The 18,072-nt window shown below is 72.5% G+C and carries 23 protein-coding genes; 13 read left to right on the top strand and 10 right to left on the bottom strand.

What is annotated here, in order from left to right:
• Positions 1-87: 87 nt before the first annotated feature.
• Both KBX34_RS01960 and KBX34_RS01955 read left to right on the top strand, forming a co-directional pair.
• Positions 88-951 (top strand): ABC transporter ATP-binding protein, encoded by an 864-nt coding sequence (locus tag KBX34_RS01960; protein ID WP_210922904.1) that lies wholly within the window; start codon positions 88-90, stop codon positions 949-951.
• A gap of 24 nt (positions 952-975) precedes the next feature.
• Positions 976-1,872 (top strand): ribokinase, encoded by an 897-nt coding sequence (locus KBX34_RS01955; protein ID WP_210922903.1) that lies wholly within the window; start codon positions 976-978, stop codon positions 1,870-1,872.
• A gap of 10 nt (positions 1,873-1,882) precedes the next feature.
• On the opposite strand, the gene ftrA is transcribed toward KBX34_RS01955, so the two are convergent.
• Positions 1,883-2,908: a transcriptional regulator FtrA gene (gene ftrA, locus KBX34_RS01950; RefSeq protein WP_210922970.1), complete on the bottom strand. Its 1,026-nt coding sequence runs from the start codon at positions 2,906-2,908 to the stop codon at positions 1,883-1,885.
• A 76-nt stretch (positions 2,909-2,984) separates the two neighbouring features.
• Here ftrA and KBX34_RS01945 point away from each other — a divergent pair, with 76 nt between their 5' ends.
• Positions 2,985-3,443, top strand: coding sequence for a rhodanese-like domain-containing protein (locus tag KBX34_RS01945; RefSeq protein WP_210922896.1), 459 nt, complete (start codon positions 2,985-2,987; stop codon positions 3,441-3,443).
• 24 nt (positions 3,444-3,467) lie between these two features.
• On the opposite strand, the gene KBX34_RS01940 is transcribed toward KBX34_RS01945, so the two are convergent.
• Positions 3,468-4,196 (bottom strand): hypothetical protein, encoded by a 729-nt coding sequence (locus KBX34_RS01940; RefSeq protein ID WP_088946507.1) that lies wholly within the window; start codon positions 4,194-4,196, stop codon positions 3,468-3,470.
• A gap of 90 nt (positions 4,197-4,286) precedes the next feature.
• On the opposite strand from KBX34_RS01940, the gene KBX34_RS01935 reads away from it, so the two are divergent.
• Positions 4,287-5,885, top strand: a complete 1,599-nt coding sequence (locus tag KBX34_RS01935; protein WP_210922894.1) for a dienelactone hydrolase family protein — start codon at positions 4,287-4,289, stop codon at positions 5,883-5,885.
• A 52-nt stretch (positions 5,886-5,937) separates the two neighbouring features.
• On the opposite strand, the gene KBX34_RS01930 is transcribed toward KBX34_RS01935, so the two are convergent.
• Entirely contained in the window at positions 5,938-6,306 is a 369-nt protein-coding gene (locus tag KBX34_RS01930) for a hypothetical protein (RefSeq protein ID WP_210922893.1), read from the bottom strand.
• Positions 6,306-6,785 carry a DUF6232 family protein gene (locus tag KBX34_RS01925; protein WP_088946510.1) on the bottom strand — a complete coding sequence of 160 codons (480 nt, stop codon included), beginning with the start codon at positions 6,783-6,785 and terminating at the stop codon, positions 6,306-6,308. The genes KBX34_RS01930 and KBX34_RS01925 overlap by 1 nt, the downstream gene beginning before the upstream one ends.
• A gap of 84 nt (positions 6,786-6,869) precedes the next feature.
• Between KBX34_RS01925 and KBX34_RS01920 the strand changes: the two genes are divergently transcribed.
• Entirely contained in the window at positions 6,870-7,271 is a 402-nt protein-coding gene (locus KBX34_RS01920; protein WP_210922891.1) for a nuclear transport factor 2 family protein, read from the top strand.
• 11 nt (positions 7,272-7,282) lie between these two features.
• On the opposite strand, the gene KBX34_RS01915 is transcribed toward KBX34_RS01920, so the two are convergent.
• The gene (locus KBX34_RS01915; RefSeq protein WP_088946511.1) at positions 7,283-7,762 is read right to left on the bottom strand and encodes a DUF6232 family protein; all 480 of its coding nucleotides are present in this window, start codon (positions 7,760-7,762) and stop codon (positions 7,283-7,285) included.
• A gap of 98 nt (positions 7,763-7,860) precedes the next feature.
• On the opposite strand from KBX34_RS01915, the gene KBX34_RS01910 reads away from it, so the two are divergent.
• Positions 7,861-8,634, top strand: coding sequence for an enoyl-CoA hydratase/isomerase family protein (locus KBX34_RS01910; protein ID WP_088946512.1), 774 nt, complete (start codon positions 7,861-7,863; stop codon positions 8,632-8,634).
• 116 nt (positions 8,635-8,750) lie between these two features.
• Positions 8,751-10,373 (top strand): acetolactate synthase, encoded by a 1,623-nt coding sequence (locus KBX34_RS01905; RefSeq protein WP_141908133.1) that lies wholly within the window; start codon positions 8,751-8,753, stop codon positions 10,371-10,373.
• 48 nt (positions 10,374-10,421) lie between these two features.
• Here the strand turns inward: KBX34_RS01905 and KBX34_RS01900 are convergent, their stop codons facing one another.
• From KBX34_RS01900 to KBX34_RS01890, 3 genes are read right to left on the bottom strand one after another with little or no spacing between them, the layout of a single operon-like run.
• Positions 10,422-10,838, bottom strand: coding sequence for a PLD nuclease N-terminal domain-containing protein (locus KBX34_RS01900; protein WP_210922889.1), 417 nt, complete (start codon positions 10,836-10,838; stop codon positions 10,422-10,424).
• 27 nt (positions 10,839-10,865) lie between these two features.
• Positions 10,866-11,171: a DUF202 domain-containing protein gene (locus tag KBX34_RS01895; RefSeq protein WP_210922887.1), complete on the bottom strand. Its 306-nt coding sequence runs from the start codon at positions 11,169-11,171 to the stop codon at positions 10,866-10,868.
• On the bottom strand, positions 11,168-11,560 hold the full coding sequence (locus tag KBX34_RS01890; protein WP_210792103.1) for a YidH family protein: 393 nt from the start codon (positions 11,558-11,560) through the stop codon (positions 11,168-11,170). Before KBX34_RS01890 ends, KBX34_RS01895 begins: the two co-directional genes overlap by 4 nt.
• A 41-nt stretch (positions 11,561-11,601) precedes the next feature.
• Here KBX34_RS01890 and KBX34_RS01885 point away from each other — a divergent pair, with 41 nt between their 5' ends.
• The 4 genes from KBX34_RS01885 (at position 11,602) to KBX34_RS01870 (ending at position 14,751) form a co-directional block, all read left to right on the top strand.
• Positions 11,602-12,399: a GNAT family N-acetyltransferase gene (locus KBX34_RS01885; protein WP_210922885.1), complete on the top strand. Its 798-nt coding sequence runs from the start codon at positions 11,602-11,604 to the stop codon at positions 12,397-12,399.
• A gap of 2 nt (positions 12,400-12,401) precedes the next feature.
• Positions 12,402-12,809 (top strand): hypothetical protein, encoded by a 408-nt coding sequence (locus KBX34_RS01880; RefSeq protein WP_088951504.1) that lies wholly within the window; start codon positions 12,402-12,404, stop codon positions 12,807-12,809.
• Positions 12,810-12,996: 187 nt separating this feature from the next.
• Positions 12,997-13,776, top strand: coding sequence for an electron transfer flavoprotein subunit beta/FixA family protein (locus KBX34_RS01875; RefSeq protein ID WP_088946518.1), 780 nt, complete (start codon positions 12,997-12,999; stop codon positions 13,774-13,776).
• Positions 13,777-13,791: 15 nt separating this feature from the next.
• Positions 13,792-14,751: an electron transfer flavoprotein subunit alpha/FixB family protein gene (locus KBX34_RS01870; protein WP_210922884.1), complete on the top strand. Its 960-nt coding sequence runs from the start codon at positions 13,792-13,794 to the stop codon at positions 14,749-14,751.
• Between the two features lie 99 nt (positions 14,752-14,850).
• Here the strand turns inward: KBX34_RS01870 and KBX34_RS01865 are convergent, their stop codons facing one another.
• On the bottom strand, positions 14,851-15,732 hold the full coding sequence (locus tag KBX34_RS01865; protein WP_210922883.1) for an anti-sigma factor: 882 nt from the start codon (positions 15,730-15,732) through the stop codon (positions 14,851-14,853).
• Positions 15,686-16,288, bottom strand: a complete 603-nt coding sequence (locus tag KBX34_RS01860; protein ID WP_210792107.1) for an RNA polymerase sigma factor — start codon at positions 16,286-16,288, stop codon at positions 15,686-15,688. Before KBX34_RS01860 ends, KBX34_RS01865 begins: the two co-directional genes overlap by 47 nt.
• Before the next feature lie 230 nt (positions 16,289-16,518).
• Between KBX34_RS01860 and KBX34_RS01855 the strand changes: the two genes are divergently transcribed.
• Entirely contained in the window at positions 16,519-17,349 is an 831-nt protein-coding gene (locus KBX34_RS01855) for a DUF4397 domain-containing protein (RefSeq protein WP_088946522.1), read from the top strand.
• Positions 17,346-17,999, top strand: coding sequence for a class F sortase (locus KBX34_RS01850; RefSeq protein ID WP_088946523.1), 654 nt, complete (start codon positions 17,346-17,348; stop codon positions 17,997-17,999). Before KBX34_RS01855 ends, KBX34_RS01850 begins: the two co-directional genes overlap by 4 nt.
• Positions 18,000-18,072 lie beyond the last annotated feature (73 nt).

Genomic DNA, 18,072 nt, shown 5'->3' with positions numbered 1-18,072 from the left:
CCGTCCTCCGGACTTGGTGATCAACGACACGGCGCTTCACCCTATTGCCGAGGCGCCGCCCATGGGGGGCGCCCCGACGCTGCGTGGTTGGATGGAGCGGTGACTGACCTGATCCCCGGCGCTGCCGGCGCCGCGCCTGCCGCCGCTCCTGTGGACCCGGATCTGGTGGTCAGCCTCGACGGCGTCGGTGTACGCCGCTCTGGCACCGCCCTCCTCCAGGACCTGACCTGGCGGGTCGAGCTGGACGAGCGTTGGGTCGTGCTCGGCTCCAACGGCGCCGGCAAGACCACACTGCTCAACCTCGCCGCCGGCCGGCTGCACCCCACCACCGGTGTGGCGCACGTGCTCGGCGAGCGGATCGGCCGCACTGACGTCAACGAGCTGCGCACCCGCATCGGGCTGACCACCGCCGCGCTGGCCGTCGGCTGGGGCGAGCGACTGCCCGCCGACGAGCAGGTCAGCGACGTGGTGGTGACCGCCGCCTGGTCCGTGGTCGGCCGCTGGCGCGAAAGCTACGAGCGCGGCGACGTGGCGCGGGCGCTGGCCCTGCTCAGCCAACTCGGCGTCGGTGGGCTCGCCGAACGCCGTTACGGCACCCTCTCCGAGGGTGAACGCAAGCGGGTGCAGATCGCCCGTGCCCTGATGCCCGACCCGGAGCTGCTGCTGCTCGACGAGCCGGCCGCCGGCCTCGACCTGGGTGGTCGGGAGGACCTGGTCGCCCGACTGGCCGAGCTGGCGTACGACCCGGACGCCCCGGCGATGGTGCTGGTCACCCACCACGTCGAGGAGATCCCGCCGGGGTTCACCCACGCGCTGCTGCTGCGCGAGGGTGGCGTGGTCGCCCAGGGCCTGCTCGCCGAGACGCTGACCGGCGACAACCTCTCCAAGACCTTCGGCCTGCCGCTGGTGGTCGAGCGCCGGGGCGACCGCTACACCGCCCGGGCCGCCTGAGCGTCGGCCAGGGCGGAGAGGACAGTGCCGCAGACCCGGGTTGCCGTGGTGGGCAGCGCCAACATGGACCTGGTCGCGATGGCACCCGCGCTGCCGCGACCGGGCGAGACCATGCTCGGCACCGACTTCGTGATGGTGCCCGGCGGTAAGGGCGCCAACCAGGCCGTCGCCGCGGTCAGGGCCGGAGCGTCCTGCGCCTTCCTCGGCGCGATCGGCTCGGACGCCTTCGGTGTCACCCTCCGGGCCCGCATCACCGCCGCCGGGGTGGACACCAGCCAGCTGCGCGTGGTCTACGGCACCTCCGGGGTGGCGCTGGTCATGGTCAACGCGCAGGGGGAGAACGCCATCATGGTGACCCCCGGCGCCAACGACGCGCTGGTCGGCCTCACCGAGGAGGAGTTGGCCACGGTGAGCGCCGCAGACGTCCTGGTCGCCCAACTGGAGATCCCGGTGCAGACCGTGACGGCCGCGGCAGTGGCCGCCCGCGCCGCCGGCACCCGGGTCATCCTCAACGCCGCCCCGGCGCGGGACCTCCCACCCGAACTGCTCGCATCGGTGGACCTGCTGGTCGTCAACGAGGGCGAGGCGCAGGCACTTGCCGGCCGAGGTCGGGAGGAGCCCCGGGCGCTGCTCGACCTGGCCCCCCGGGCCGTGCTCACTCTCGGCGGCGAGGGCGCCTGGTACGTCGACCGCGACGGTGCCGAGGTGCACGTGCCGGCGGTACGCGTCGACGTGGTCGACTCCACCGCCGCCGGTGACGCGTTCACCGCCGCGCTGGCCGTCGGCTGGGGCGAGGGACGTGATCTGGTCGACGCGGTGCGCTGGGCGTCGGCGGCCGGCGCTGCCTGCGTACGCAAGCTCGGTGCGTCGGTGGCGCTCCCGCGACGCGCCGAGATCGACGAGCTGTACGCGCCGGTCTGATCCACCCGCGTCACGCCGGCCGGCCCGCGCCGGTCCGGAAGGCCCTGCGGTACGCCGACGGCGAGGTCAGCATGAGCCGACCGAAGTGGTGCCGGTAGGTGACCGGAGTGTCGAAACCCACCGAGCGGGAGACCTGCTCGACCGGGGCGTCCGTCTCCTCCAGCAGGGTGAGGCTGGCGCGGACCCGCTGGTCGATCAGCCAGCGGATCGGGCTGGTCCCGGTGGCCCGGGCGAAGTGCCGCAGGTAGGTGCGGGGCGACATGTGCGCCTGCCCGGCGAGCTGCGCCACGCTCAGCGGCTCGGCGAGATGGGCGAGCGCCCAGTCGATGCTGCCGGCGATCCGGTCGTCGTCCGGGTCGGTGGGCACCGGCGCCTCGACGAACTGGGCCTGCCCGCCGTCGCGGTGCGGCGGGATCACCAGCCGCCGGGCGACCGCGTTGGCGATCGCCGCGCCGTGGTCGCGCCGGACCACGTGGACGCAGAGGTCCAGCCCGGCGGCGCTGCCGGCGCTGGTGAGCAGGTCGCCGTCGTCGAGGTAGAGCACGTCCGGGTCCACCTCGATGAGTGGGTAGCGCCGCGCCAGCAGCTCGGCGTACTGCCAGTGGGTGGTGGCCCGCCGGCCGTCGAGCAGCCCGGCGCCGGCCAGCGCGAACGCGCCCGAGCAGATCGACATGATGCGCGCCCCGCGTCGGTGCGCCCGGCGCAGCGCGGTCACCAGCTCGGGTGACGGGTCACCGGTCACGTCCGGCACGCCGGGCACGATCACCGTCCGCGCCTCCGCCAGCTCGGCTATTCCGTACGGGGTGTGCAGGCTCGCCCCGCCGACCACCGGCACCGGCCCCGGCCGCTCGGCGCAGACCACCAGGTCGTACCAGTCGACGTCGAACTCGGGTCGGGGCAGCCCGAACACCTCGGTGACGATGCCGGTCTCGAACACCGACATTCCCGGGTACGCGAGCACTGCCACGCGGTGCGCGGCTGCCGGCCGTCGGGGCGTCGGCAGCAGGCGCGGGCCGGTGGTCGTGGTGGGCCGCATCGGCATGGCGGGATGTTAGCGCAGGACGTCGTCTCCGCCACTCGCTGCGGCCACGCGGACTGGCGAGGATCAGTGCATGACCTTCACCTTCGCCATTCCGCCGGCCGATCCGGCCACCGCCGTCGCCCACTTCCGCGCCCGCCTCAGCGTCGAGACCGACGTCAGCGACGTGCACGCCGGCCTGTCTGCGCGTACGCCAGCTCTGGTGGTCGTCGACTCCCGGGGCGTGGCCGCGTGGACGCAGGGGCACCTGCCGGGCGCGGTGCACCTGCCCACCGCCGAGATCGCGACCCGCGCGGCGGAGCTGATCCCGTCCGGTTCGGCGGTGGTCACCTACTGCTGGGGGCCGGGCTGCAACGGCGCGACCCGCGCGGCGCTGGAGTTCGCCCTGCTCGGCTACCCGGTCAAGGAGATGCTCGGCGGGTTCGAGTACTGGGTACGCGAGGGGCTGCCGGTGGTGACGGAGACCGGGTTGACCCGGCGCCCGGTCGACGACCTGACCGCGCCGACCGCGACGATCACCTGCGACTGCTGATCCCCGCACGCACGCGGGGAGGGCTCAGCCGACGGGCTCGTCGGCGAGCTTCTCGCCGCGTCGGCGCAGCATGCCCAGCCCGGGGATGCCGGCCACGGCGAGCTTGAGGTCGCGGGTCACGTCGAGCAGGTCGTGCAGGTCGGGCCCGACCCGGTCCAGTGTGGCCAGGATCGGCAGGATGTCGGCCGTCAGGTGTTGCTTGAGTTTGGGCAGCTCGTCGATCAGGTGGATCGCCGCGCTGATCTCCTCGTGGCTCAGCTCCTCGACGAACCTCGCCGCCATCGGCGCGGCCCGGCGCAGCGCCGGCTCGTACGCCGCCAGCAGCTCAGCCGCCGTGGCGGCGGCCTCCGTCGCGGTGCCCACGGTGACGGCGGCCCGGCCGGCCACGCCCTCGGCCTTTGCGACCACCGTGGCGGCGGTTCGGGCGACGCGGTCGGCGTCGGCGACCACCACGGCGGCGGCAGTGGCCACCTCGGTGGCGGTGTCGATGGCGGTGGTCGCGGCGGCGCTGATGACGGCCACCTCACGGACCGCCTCCTCGGCGTCGGTGAGCACCTGATCGGTCCGGTCCAGGGTCGTCTCGATGCGGTCGACCACGCCGTTGATCCGGGCCAGCAGCGCCTCCACCCCGTCCAGCACCGCGAACGCGCGGGCGGGCACGGCGGCGAACGAGGCGGCCGAGCCGAGTGCCTGGTCGAGAGCGGATCGGGTCAGGCCGACCACGGCGGTCGGGGTGGGGAGGGGAATCGCCATGGGATCAAGTGTGCGTCGGCCGCACCACAACCGCCCGACGGCCTCGGTCGGCGGGCGCTCGGGAGGAGCGCGCGGCGGTAGGGTGCCGGCATGTCGGCACCCTCGCCGCACCGACCGCCCCGCACCCGCACCGCTGTCCTGTTCGCCGTGTTGGCGGCGGTCGCCGCCGGGCTGGGCACGCTGGTGCTGGTCCGGGCGGACGCCGGCCTCACGGCCCGGCAGGTCACCGTCGGCGGGGTGCCGATGACCGAGGTACGCGCCGGTCCGCCGACGCCCGGCGTCCGGCGACCCGGTGTGGTGATCGCGCACGGCTTCGCCGGCTCGGCCCAGCTGATGCGTCCGATCGCCGACACCGTCGCCCGGCGCGGAGCGGTCGCGCTGCTGTTCGACTTCGCCGGACACGGTGCCAACCCGGCTCGGCTGCCCGGCGCGGGCTCGAACACGTCCGCCGCCACGCTCGACGCCGACCTGGACGCCGCCGTCGGCTACCTACGTTCCCGGCCGGACGTCGACGCGGACGGAATCGTCCTGGTGGGGCACTCGATGGGCGCCGGCGCCGTCACCCGGTACGCCACCGGCCATCCGGAGATCGCCCGGACCGTGGCGATCTCGCTGCCCGAGGCGGGCGAGCTGCCCCCGGGCCGGCCGACGGAGTTGCTGCTGATCGTGGGAGGCGCGGAGTTTCCCGCCTTCCGCAGGGCGGCCGACGACGCTGCCCGACGTGGCGCGTCAACGGGCCGGCGGTCAGCGGTCGTGGTGCCCGGCGTGGAGCACATCTCCGTGTTGTTCGCCGCGCGTACCCACCGGGAGATCGCCGACTGGCTGCCCGGCGGCGACGGCACCGCCCGGCCGCGACCGATCGCCCGGCTCGCCGGGGCGGCGTTGCTGGTGTTCGCCTTCGGCATCGGCGTGGTCCCGCTGGCGGCCCTGCTCCTGCCGCGCCGGGCGGCCGGCCGGCGACCGACCGACCGACCCTCCGGCCGGGAACCCGACGCCCCGGCGCAGACCGACAGCCCAGCGCTGTCGGGGGATCGGGTGCCGTTCGGTGGTCTGTTGTTGTTCGGGTTGGCGGCGCTGGCGGCCGTCGTCGGCGCGGCCGTCGCCGCGGTGCTGCCGACGGCCCGGCTACCGCTGGCGGTCGGCGGTCACGTCGCCGGCTTCCTGCTGGTCACCGGCGTTCTGCTGGTCGCGGGTCAGCGCTGGCTGCCGGGCTGGTTCGGCGTATTTCAACCACCGCCCGGCACGCCCGTGTCGGCGTCCCGGCGGGCAACGGCACGGACCGCCGTCGCGACGCTGGCGTTGACCGGGTACGCCGTCCTCGCCGTCGCCCTGCCGATCCACCTGGGCCTGACCTCGGCGCTGCCGGTCGGCGCCCGCTGGTGGCTGCTCCCGCTGGTCGCGGGCGCCTGCCTGCTGTTCCTGCTGGCCGTCGAACTGGTCGCCGCCGGGCGGACGGGGCGACACCTGCTGGTCGTCGCGGTCACCGTTGTCGTGCTGACCGCATCGACGATGGTCGGTCTGGCACCCGGCTTCGTCGTGCTGGTGGTGCCGTTGTTCGCGCTGCTGCTCGGCTGGCAGGCAGCCTGGGCGACAGTGCTGCGCCGGTACGCCGGCCCGCGCTGGCTGCCGGCCGTGTTGGGCGCCGCCCTGGTGGGATGGCCGATCGCCACCACCCTGCCGCTGAGCTGACCAGCCTGCACTTCAGCTGAGCAGCCTGCCGTCGAGCTGACCGGCCCGGGGCCTACCGGCCGCCGCGGGCGACGCGCAGGGCCCACCAGATCAGCGGCACCTGCATCGGCACCCGGCCGTACGCGATGGCCCGCTTCGTCGGGCGGCGGTGCCGCCAGTCCACCGCCATCTTCACGTTGGCGGGCAGCACGGCCACGAAGAGGGCGGCTGCGGCCCGACCGCCGGCCCGTCGGGTGGCCGGGTTGGCCACCGCCGCCGCCACCGCCAGCTCGGCGACCCCGCTGGCGTACGTCCAGAATCGGGCCGGGCCGGGCAGCGCGCTCGGCACGATCGGATCGTAGAAACCGGGGCGCACCAGGTGGGTAACGCCGGCCACGGCGAGCAGCCCGGCCAGCGCGGCGGCCTCGCGGCGGTTGCTCATCAGTGGTCCCCCTGCTGTTCGACGGCGCGCTGCACGGCCCGGTAGATCTGCCCGAACCGTAGCGCGTCCGGGGTGCGCAGCAGCAGGTCCTCCCGACCGTGGTGCTGCACCCACAACTCGTGCACATGGCTGCCGCGCTCGTAGGAGCGGTCCAGCCAACCCAACGGGATTTCCAGGAACGGCAGCGACACCAGGGCCCCCACCGCGCAGGCCGCGAGGATGATCAGCGCCAGCTTCCAGTTGCCCCGGTCCTGTGCGGACCAGGCCAGTGACAGCACGCAGACCACGGCGATCAGCGGCGGCAGCGAGAGCAGCAGGACGAGGACACCGCGACCCAGCACTCGGCCGCGTACGGCGAGGGTCTTCTGCCCGCGCGCGTGCCACACGAACGTCACGTCGGACAGGGCGATCACGTGACCACCCGCCCGGATCGACTCGGAGGTCACCTGCACCGCGTCGTCCCGGTAATAGAGGGTCATCACTAAGCCTAACCACCGGCCGGCAACCCGCGCCGCCAGTCGCGGGCACACCTGGGCGGTCGGTGCCGGGTAGCTTGTCCAGACATGACGGAGCGGGAGCGCATTGTCGAGGCCGTCCGCCGCTACCTGCGGACGTTCGTCACGCGTGACCTCGTCGAGCTACGGGCGGTGGTCGCGGAGGACGTCCGGATCTACGGGTCCGGCAGGGCGGTGCGGGGCCGGCATTTCGTGGAACAGGCCGTGCTCTCGCCCGGGCTGACCGTGCTCGACCAGCAGATCGTCGACCTTTTCGCGGCCGAGGACCGGGTTGTCGTCTCCGTGGCGCAGAGCTATCGGCGGGACGCCACCGGGGCCACGGCCGTGCAAAGCGCCTGCAAGATGTACCGGTTGGCGCAGGCCCGGATCGTCGAGTTCTGGGGCGAGCAGGACCTGTACGGCCTGCTGCGCGGTCTCGGCCTGGTGCCGGACGAGCCGATCCGGTTCTGAGCGTGGGGCCGCTAGCGGCGGGTGACGGGGCGCCCCGGTTGGCTGTGCTCGACCGCGCGCTGCACCGCCCGGTAGATCTGCCCGAAGCGCAGCGCGTCGCCGGTGCGCAGCAGTCGCACCGGCTGACCGCGCCAGCGGGCCCAGATCTCCAGTTGGCGGCTGCCCCGGGAGTATGAGCGGTCCAGGTGTTCGAAGAGGAAGTCGGCGACCGGCCCGACGGCCAACCCGACCAGCACCGACGCGCCGACGATCGCGATCGTCACGGTCGGTGAGCGGTGCAGCCAGACGGCCACGCCGATGCCGAGCACCGCCGCGACCAGCGGACCGGCGAGTGCGGCACCGATCGCGCCCCGCCCGACGAGCACGCGCCACGAGCGGGTGCCCCGGCGGTGCCAGATCATGGTGATGTCGGCGAGCGCGTAGGCGCGGCCGTCGACGCGGACGGTGGTGGAGGTGACCTGCACCGACCTGTCGTCGTAGTACGTCGTCATGGCTGGACTCCCGCCCACGGGGCTGACACCACACTACTTACCCAAACGAGCCGGGTCGTAAGGTTGGCACGCGACTTCGACGAGGAAGTGAGGGCAGCGTGGGCGAGTTCGTTCGGCTGGAGACCAAGGACGGCATCGGCACGATCCGGTTGGAGCGGCCGCCGATGAACGCGCTCAACACCCAGGTGCAGGAGGAGTTGCGCGCCGCCGCCGCGGCTGCCACCGCCGATCCTGAGGTCCGCGCCGTCATCGTGTACGGCGGGGAGAAGGTCTTCGCCGCCGGCGCGGACATCAAGCAGATGGCCGAGATGTCCTATGTCGACATGGCCGACCGTGCCGCGAATCTGTCCAGCGCGCTCGGTGCGATCGCCCGGATCCCCAAGCCGGTGGTCGCCGCGATCACCGGGTACGCCCTCGGTGGCGGCTGCGAGCTGGCGTTGGCCTGCGACTGGCGGGTCGTCGCCGAGGACGCCAAGCTCGGCCAACCGGAGATCAAGCTGGGCATCATCCCCGGTGCCGGCGGCACGCAGCGGCTGGCCCGCCTGGTCGGCCCGGCCCGCGCCAAGGACCTGATCATGTCCGGCCGGATGGTGGACGCGCAGGAGGCGCTGCGGATCGGTCTGGCCGACCGGGTCGCCCCAGCCGCCGAGGTGTACGACACGGCCGTCGCGCTGATCACCCCGTACCTGACGGGTCCCGTGCAGGCGCTGCGCGCGGCGAAGCTGGCGGTCGACGGCGGCCTGGACATGGACCTGAACTCGGGTCTGGCCTGGGAGAGTCAGCTCTTCGCGGCGCTGTTCGCGACCGACGACCGGCGTGAGGGCATGGCGGCCTTCGTCGAGAAGCGCAAGCCGGACTTCACCGGCCGCTGACCGGGTCGGGCTGGCGGTTCGTGCCGCCAGCCCGACGGCGAGCCGAGAATTGTTCACATTGTGCCTACCGGCCAGTAGCGTGTGGCTTCGGTCATGAGCGACGAGAAGGAGCGGCGATGACGGAGCGGATCGAGGGTCACGGCGGCGAGTTGGCGCTCGCGGCACTACGCGCGCACGGCGTACGGGAGATGTTCACACTCTCCGGCGGGCACGTCTTCCCGCTCTACGACGCCGCGCACAAGACCGACTTCCCGATCTACGACGTCAGGCACGAGCAGTCCGCGGTCTTCGCCGCCGAGGCGGTGGCCAAGCTGCAGCGCCGGCCCGGTCTCGCCGTGCTCACCGCCGGGCCCGGTGTAACCAACGGCATCTCCGGCATGACCAGCGCCTTCTTCAACGCCTCCCCGGTGCTGGTGCTCGGTGGCCGCGCGCCCGCGTTCCGCTGGGGCTCCGGCAGCCTCCAGGAGATGGACCACCTGCCGCTGGTCGCCCCGGTCACCAAGCACGCCGAGACGGTGTTCAGCACCGACGACATCCCGCGCGCGGTGGGTGCGGCGCTGCACGCCGCGCTCACCCCGCACCGCGGCCCGGCCTTCCTCGACTTTCCTCTGGAGACGGTCTTCTCGGTCGCGGAGGTCGAGATGCCCGCCGTGACGGGCGTCGACCCGGTCGTACCGGACCCGGAGGAGGTCGGCCGCGCCGCGATGCTCATCGCCGCGGCGCAGCGACCGGTCATCATCGCCGGCTCCGACGTGTACGCGGGCGACGCGGTCGCCGCACTGCGCGAGGCGGCCGAGGCACTGCAGGTGCCGGTCTTCACCAACGGCATGGGGCGGGGTTCGCTCCCGCCGGAGCACCCGCTCGCGTTCGCCAAGGCCCGCCGGGCCGCGCTCTCCGGCGCCGACGTGGTCGTGGTGGTGGGCACCCCGTTGGACTTCCGGCTCAGCTTCGGTGACTTCGGTGAGGCCAAGGTGGTGCACATCGTGGACGCGCCGAGCCAGCGGGCGACGCACGTGCAGCCGGCCGTCGCCCCCGCCGGCGACCTGCGTCTGATTCTCTCCGCGCTGGCCGACCACGCCGGCGACCGGACCGACCACTCCGACTGGATCGGCGACCTGCGGGTCGCCGAGGACGCGGCGAAGGCGCGGGACGCCGCGGAGATGGCCGCCGAGACCGACCCGATCCGCCCCGCCCGGATCTACGGCGAGCTGCGTCGGGTGCTGGCCCCCGACGCGATCACCATCGGCGACGGCGGTGACTTCGTGTCGTACGCCGGGCGTTACCTGGAGCCGGCCCAGCCCGGCACCTGGCTGGACCCGGGCCCGTACGGCTGCCTGGGCACCGGCATGGGCTACGCGATGGGTGCCCGGGTCAGTCACCCGGACCGGCAGATCTGCGTGCTGATGGGCGACGGCGCGGCCGGCTTCTCGCTGATGGATGTCGAGTCGCTGGCCCGTCAGAAGCTGCCTGTGGTGATCGTCGTCGGCAACAACGGCATCTGGGGGCTGGAGAAGCACCCGATGCGGGCCATGTACGGCTACGACGTGGCCGCCGACCTCCAGCCGGAGCTGCGGTACGACACGGTGGTCAGCGCGCTCGGCGGCGCGGGGGAGACGGTCGCCAAGGCGGCCGACCTGGGTCCGGCCCTGAAGCGGGCGTTCGACGCTGGAGTGCCGTACCTGGTGAACGTGCTCACCGACCCGACCGACGCGTACCCCCGGTCGTCGAACCTGGCCTGAGTCGCACCCATCGCCGCCGTCGCCCCGCCCGGGGCGGCGGCGGCGCGCTCACACCTCCGGACGGTCGCCCTCGCGGGGCGGGTCACCGTCGCGACGGCGCAGGTCGTCCTCGCGTCGGCGCAGGTCCTCCTCCCAGCGGCGGAAGAGCTCCTGGTCCTGCTGCTTGGCCCGGTCCTGCACGGAGCGCAGGAACTCCGGGTCGTCGTCCGGCGCGACCGGCCGGGGGCGCTGCCGCTCGGGGGACGAGGTGCCACCGGGCCAGCCCTTGCTGGCGCCGGAGCTGGGCTCCCGGCCGACGATGAACCAGGCGATCGAGCCGACCAGCGGGAAGAACAGGATGATCAGCACCCAGGCGATCCGGGGAAGGGCACGGATCTTGCCCTCCTCGGCGGAGAGACAACTGATCAGCGCGCAGACGGCGAGGACAATCTGCACCAGGAAGAGGAGTACGCCAAGCCGGGCCATGCACCCATGATGACTCACCGGATCGCGTCACCCTAGTCCGCGAAGAACCAGCAGCACTCCCAGTAGTGCGAGCCCCACGGTGCCGAGCGCGACCAGGGGCAGTGTCCGGCCGCCGGTGCGGGCCGGACCGGTGCCGGTGCCCCGGGGCCAGCAGAGCACCAGCAGAGCGCCCCACAGCAGGACGATGACGCCGGCGACCAGTGCCCCGACCGGGCCTCCGGCCGACGCGAGCCGGACCGCCAGCGCGGTGACCACGGTCACCGTGAGCAGGGTGCGCCGCCAGGCCAGCCGGGTCCGCTCCGCTTGCAGCCCCGGGTCGCGGCCGGTGCTCACGGCCCGCCGATCGCCCGTGCCAGGACGGCGACCACCAGCAGCACCGCCCCGGCGCCGACGGCGAGGGCGAGGATGGCGGGAAACCGGGACGCGGGCAACTCCTCACCGAGCCGGATGGCCCGTTCGGTACGCGCCCAGTGGTCCACGGCACGGATCGCGACCGCGCCGCCGAGCAGCAGCAGCGCCACCGCGATCACCTCCCGCAGGTGGCCCATCGGCAGGGGCGGCAGGAACTGCGCGGTGGCCAACCCGCCGCCGACCAGCGCCAGCCCGGTGCGCAGCCAGGCGAGGAACGTCCGTTCGTTGGCCAGGGAGAACCGGTAGTCCGGCGGTTCACCGACCGAGCGCAGCTCCGCCGGGTCAAACCATCGCCTGATCGCCTCCCACACAGGCCCGATTATCCGCTTCCCATCCCGCTTAGCCTGGGCCGGTGACTGATCTCGACATCCTGACGCTGCGTACCGCCTACGACAACCAGCTCCGCCCGGAGATCCCCGACCCGGTTCCGGCCGGGGTGACGGTGGAGCGGGACGGGCCGCTGGTCCGGATCACCGGGCTCGACGCCGGTGGGTTCATCACCTACCGCGATCTGGGCGGGTTGACCGGCGACGCGCTGGACGAGCTGATCGCCCGGCAGGTGCGGTTGTGCCGTGAGCGGGGCGAGTCGGCGGAGTGGAAGCTCAACGAGCACGACGAACCGGCGGACCTGGCGGACCGTCTGCGCGCCGCCGGCTTCGTCGCGGAGGACCGGGAGACCGTCGTGGTCGGTCCGGTCGCGCCGCTGGCCGCCGCGCTGCCGGTCATCCCCGAGGGGGTACGCCTGCGTGAGGTGACCTCCCGCGCCGACCTGGAGCGGATCGCCGCCATGGAGGAGGAGGTCTGGCAGGAGGACCGCTCGCACCTGGTCTGGGGGCTGGCGAAGGAGATCGACGCCGACCCGCACTCGATCACCGTGGTGGTGGCCGAGGTGGACGACACGGTGGTGAGCGCCGGCTGGGTGCGCTTCCCGGCGAACACCGGCTTCGCCAGCCTCTGGGGTGGGTCCACCCTCCCGCAGTGGCGTCGCAAGGGCATCTACCGGGCACTGGTCACCTACCGCGCGCGGCTGGCCGACCAGCGGGACCGGACGCTGATGCAGGTCGACTGTTCCGAGGACAGCCGGCCCATCCTGCAGCGGCTCGGCCTCGTCGCGGTCACCACCACCACCCCGTACGTCTACACTCCGTGATCATGGAGCAGCGGTTGACGGACGAGGAGCGGTTGACCATCAAGACCGGTGCCTTCGGCGCCGTCTTCCTGGTCTCCAACGCCGATCCCGGGGTGCTGGGGGTGATCCGGGAGAGCATCGCCGCGTCCGGCGCGCTCGCCGACGCCAGCGGGGCGGTCAAGGAGGCGCTGACCACCGGTCCGCTGCCGTGGCTTCCCCGGGACTCACAGTTGGAGATCGAGTCGGTGGTGCTGCCGGCGTTGCGGCAGGCGGTGCTGATCCTGCGCGACAAGTCACCGGCGGACGTCGAGGCGTACCGCTCGGTGGTGTTGACCGCTGCCGACCGGGTGGCCCGGGCGCACGACGGGATCGCAGCCTCCGAGGCTGCGGCCATCGACCAGATCCGGGTGGCGCTCTCCGAGCCGACCTGAACGAACGCGCGTCGGTGAGCTGTGTCACTCTCGGTGCCTCGGGAGCGCAACCTACTGGCAGGTAACATTGCGCCGTGGGCAACTGCACAGCAGCCCCCGGTTGACCTGGCGTCGACCGACGCGCGACGCTGCGCCCCAGACCGGGCGAGCAAATAGCAACACCACACAGGAGGGTCGTCGAAGCGCGATGAATATCGTCGTACTCGTCAAGCAGGTGCCTGATTCGGGCGCGGACCGCAACCTGCGCAGTGACGACAACACCGTCGACCGCGGTTCGGCGAACAACGTGATCAATGAGATGGACGAGTACGCCATCGAGGAGGCGCTGAAGATCAAGGAGGCGCACGGCGGCGAGGTCACCATCCTGACCATGGGTCCGGACCGGGCGACCGAGTCGATCCGCAAGGCGCTCTCCATGGGCCCGGACAAGGCCGTCCACGTGCTGGACGACGCCCTGCACGGCTCCTGTGCCATCGCCACCTCGAAGGTGCTCGCCGCGGCCCTCGGTCAGCTGAATGCGGACCTGGTCATCTGCGGCGCGGAGTCCACCGACGGTCGGGTCCAGGTCATGCCGCACATGATCGCCGAGCGGCTGGGCGTCGCGGCGCTCACCGGCGCCCGCAAGCTCACCGTCGACGGCGCGACGCTGACCGTCGAGCGGCAGACCGAGGAGGGCTACGAGGTCGTCACCGCCTCCACCCCGGCCGTGGTCTCCGTCTGGGACACGATCAACGAGCCGCGCTACCCCTCCTTCAAGGGCATCATGGCCGCGAAGAAGAAGCCGGTGCAGACGCTCTCGCTGGCCGAGCTCGGTGTCGCTCCCGCCGAGGTGGGCTTCGACGGCGCCACCAGTGCCGTCGTCGAGCACACCAAGCGCCCGCCGCGCTCCGGCGGCGCCAAGATCACCGATGAGGGCGAGGGCGGCGTCAAGCTGGTCGAGTTCCTCGCCACCGAGAAGTTCGTGTGAGAGGGGGGTTCTGACATGTCTGAGGTTCTCGTCGTCGTCGAAGCCACCAAGGAATTCGGCGTCAAGAAGGTCTCCCTGGAAATGCTCACCCTCGCGCGTGAGCTGGGCACCCCGAGCGCGGTGGTGCTCGGTGGCGCCGGCGCCGCCGAGGCGCTGAGCGGCAAGCTGGGCGAGTACGGCGCGGAGAAGATCTACGCCGCCGAGGGTGACGAGATCGACGGCTACCTGGTGGCCCCCAAGGCCACCGTGCTGGCCGAACTGGTCAAGCGGGTGCAGCCGGCAGCCGTGCTGCTGGCCTCGGCCCAGGAGGGCAAGGAGATCGCCGCCCGCCTCGCCGTCAAGCTGGACAACGGCATCCTGACCGACGTGGTCGGCCTGGACGCCGACGGCACCGCGACCCAGGTCGCCTTCGCCGGCTCCACCATCGTCAAGGCCAAGGTCACCAAGGGCCTGCCGCTGGTCACCGTGCGACCCAACTCGGTCACCCCGAGCCCGGCCGCCGCCACCCCGGCGATCGAGCAGCTCACCGTGTCGGTCACCGACACCGACAAGCTGGCCAAGGTCGTCGAGCGGGTCGCCGAGCAGAAGGGCTCCCGCCCCGAGCTGACCGAGGCCGGCGTGGTCGTCTCCGGCGGTCGCGGTGTCGGCAACGCCGACAACTTCAAGCTGGTCGAGGAGCTGGCCGACCTGCTCGGCGGCGCCGTCGGCGCGTCCCGCGCGGCCGTCGACTCCGGCTTCTACCCGCACCAGTTCCAGGTGGGCCAGACCGGCAAGACGGTCTCCCCGCAGCTCTACGTCGCGCTCGGCATCTCCGGTGCCATCCAGCACCGGGCCGGCATGCAGACCTCGAAGACCATCGTCGCTGTCAACAAGGACGGCGAGGCGCCGATCTTCGAGCTGGCCGACTTCGGCGTGGTGGGCGACCTGTTCAAGATCGTCCCGCAGGCCGCCGAGGAGATCCGCAAGCGCAAGTGACACCCAGCACGTGAAGAAGTGGCCGCCCCCGATGGGGGCGGCCACTTTCTCGTCGGTGGGAGCTGATCGGCGGGCCGGGGAGCTGAGCCGGCCCACCGATCAGCCCGTCAGGGTGCCCCTCAGCAGGCTGTCGCCGGAGTGGCGGGTGTTGTTGTCGTACTGCTCGGCGGAGACGTCGACCACCGAATAACTCGTGATGTCGACATTCGGGGGCAGGGGCAGCAGCGCGTCCGAACCGCCACCCAGGGTGCCCACAGAGAACATCTCCATCGTCGTCGGATTGATGAGCCAGACCTCGTAGTACCCCGGGACGCGCGGGAGATTCGCCACATGCAGATGCAGTTGGCCGTCCCGCAGAACCCGGGCGTCACCCTTGGCCGCCGGTGGCGTCGATCCGTACGCCGCCAGCGGCGCGCTCGCCACCACCACCTGCGTCGGAGCGGGTGTCGGGTCGTCCGGCCGCAGCACGGAGACCGTGCCCAGCACACCGACCGCCGCGGCGGCTGCCGCGGTCACCGCCGTGGCCGCCCAGCGCGACCAGCCAGAGCCCCGACGGGACCGGCGCGCCGAATCCAGCCGGGTGACCGTCGGCCGGGCCGTCGTGCCGGTGGCCTGCTCGCCCGTCGTGCCGGCGGATGGCGTGGCCGTCGTGCCGGTGGCCCGTCCGAACGGCGTGTCGTTGGTCTGCCCGGTCAGGGTGCCGACGCCCTGCCCAGGGACCTGCTGCCAACGGGTCTCGGCCTGGGCCTGCTGGGCCTCGGCCGCTCTGACCTGGGCGGCGATGCCCTGCCAGATGTGCTCCGGCGGGTCGGGTAGGTCAGCCAGGCCCTGCGTCTCGGTGCCGAGCCCGGCCACCTGCTGAAAGGTCGCCACCTCCGCACGGCAGAGCGCGCAGGTGCCGAGGTGGGTGCTCTCGGCGTTGTCCGCCTCGCTCTCACCGAGTGCCAGAAAGACCAGCCGGTCGTGGTCCAGGTGCTGCACCGTCCACCTCCCATCTGCGTTTCAAGCTCGCCATGCCGCGCCGGATGTGGCTCTTCACGGTGCCCAACGGCACTCCGGTCACCGCGGCTATCTGCTGGTGTGTCAGGTCGTCGTAGAAGGCCAACTCCAGCATGCGTCGCTGGTCGTCCGGGAGACGGGCCAGCTCGTCGGCGATCACCAGCCGATCCACCACGCGATCCGGGTTCGGGCCGGTCGGCGCCGGCTCGGGCAGCTGGCGGACCGTCTCCACCACCCGGGTCTCCCGGGCGGAAGCGCGCATCCGGTCGATCACCTTTCGCCGGCCGATGCCGAGCAGCCAGCCGATCAGCGATCCCTTGGCCGGGTCGAAGGTGTCCCGACCCAGCCAGGCGGCGACGAACGTGGCCTGGGTCACGTCCTCCGCGTCGCTGCGGTTGGCCAGCATGGAGGTGGCCAGATGGAGCACGGCGCGACCGTACCGGTCGTACGCCTCGCGGAGGGCCACGTCGTCGCCCGCCCGGAAGCGGAGATCGAGGTCGTCCACCGGAGGGTCCGGTTCCTGTCGTATGGCCGTCATCGGGCGGCTCGCCTTCGATGGGGCATACCCGACTGTAGCTGCCACAGTCTCCGCCCCACTCTCCCGGTCGATGTCATCTCACCTGCTCTTCGTGTCCCAGGCCCGGTCCGGATGCAATCGAGGCCGGAAAAAGAAAAGTGCGGCCGAGCGCATCCACCCGTCGGAGAGCCGGCGTAACCCCTTCTGCAAGCAAGGCCTGACGAATCAGCAGTAATCAGCAGGAGGCAGACATGCAGCTTTCGTACTTCCGTCGGGTCGCCGCGGGCGGCGCGGTCGCCGCGCTGGCTTTCGCCGGCGTCGGCGCGCTCACCGCCACCCCCGCGTACGCCGCCACGGCGAAGGTCTCCGTCGTGCACGGCATCCCGGACACCCCGGTCGACGTCTACGTCAACGGCAAGAAGACGCTGGACAACTTCAAGCCCGGCGACGTCGCCGGCCCGCTGAACCTGGAGGAGGGCGACTACGACATCGCGCTCACCAAGCCCGGCGAGCCGATCGGCAGCGCGATCCTCAAGGTCGACAACGCGGCCGTTCCGGGCGGGGCGAACATCAGCATCGCGGCCCACCTCGACGCCGCCGGCCAGCCGAAGATCACGCCGTTCGTGAACGACGTCTCGAAGGTCGCCGCCGGCAAGGCCCGGCTCATCGTCCGGCACACCGCCGCCGCCCCCGAGGTGGACGTGCGGGCCGGTGGCACCCCGGTCTTCAAGGGGCTCACCAACCCGAACGAGGCCAAGGGCGACGTCGACGCGGGCAACGTGAAGGCGGATGTGGTGCTGGCCGGCACCGACACCGTGGCCATCGGCCCGGCGGACCTCAACCTCAAGGAAGGCACCGCGACGATCGTCTACGCGATCGGTTCCGCCGAGGGCAAGACGCTCGACGTGGTGGCGCAGACCATCACCGGTCTGCACTCCGCCCCCGGCGGCGTGCCGAGCGGTGACGGTGGTCAGGCCGGCACGGGCGTGAACACCTGGTGGTACGCGCTCACCGGTGCCGGCGTACTCCTGCTGCTCGGTGGTGGGGTGCGGATGGCGACCGCGCGGACCGGTCGCAAGTGACGGTGCGCAACCGCGGCGCGCTGGCGGCCCTGGCCGCCGGCGTTGCCGCGCTCACCGTCTCCACCCTGGTGGCGTGCGGCTCCCAACCGGCCGAGAACGTGGGCGCCGACGAGGCGAGCACGCTGGCCAGCACTCCGGCGACCGCCACCAGCGCTCCGTCGGTCCCGGTGACCGTCGGTGAGCTGCCGGCCGACGCGGCGATCGTCCCCCCGGTCCGGCTGGTGATCCCGGGGATCGACGTCACCGCCACCGTCAACGCGGTCGGCATCAACGAGCGGACCAACGAGTTCGAGGTGCCGCCGAGCGTCGACCAGATCGGCTGGTACCGCTACGGCCCCGGCCTGGAAACGGACGCCGGCTCGGTGGTCATCGCCGGTCACGTGGACAGCGCCAAGCAGGGCAAGGGCGCGTTCTTCCGGCTGCGGGAACTGGACCAGGGCGACACCCTGACCGCGACCGGCAGCGACGGTGAGGCCCGGCAGTACCGGGTCGTCGCCCGGGAGGAGTACGCCAAGACCAAGATCCCGTTGGACCGGTACTTCGCCCGGGACGGCAAGCCGCGGCTGACCCTGATCACCTGCGGTGGGCCGTTCGACGCCAAGGCCCGCAAGTACCGCGACAACATCGTCGTCACCGCGGTGCCCGCCTGACGAGGACCACGACGTGCCGGGTGGGGATTCCCACCCCGGCCGTCGGCGGAGTCCCCTCCGGCATTCGGCGCCT

The organism is Micromonospora sp. M61 (assembly GCF_018070245.1).
Classification (GTDB): Bacteria; Actinomycetota; Actinomycetes; order Mycobacteriales; family Micromonosporaceae; genus Micromonospora; species Micromonospora zamorensis.
The sequence above is the reverse complement of the archived record's forward strand: the minus strand, read 5'-3'. Positions and strand labels throughout refer to the sequence as shown.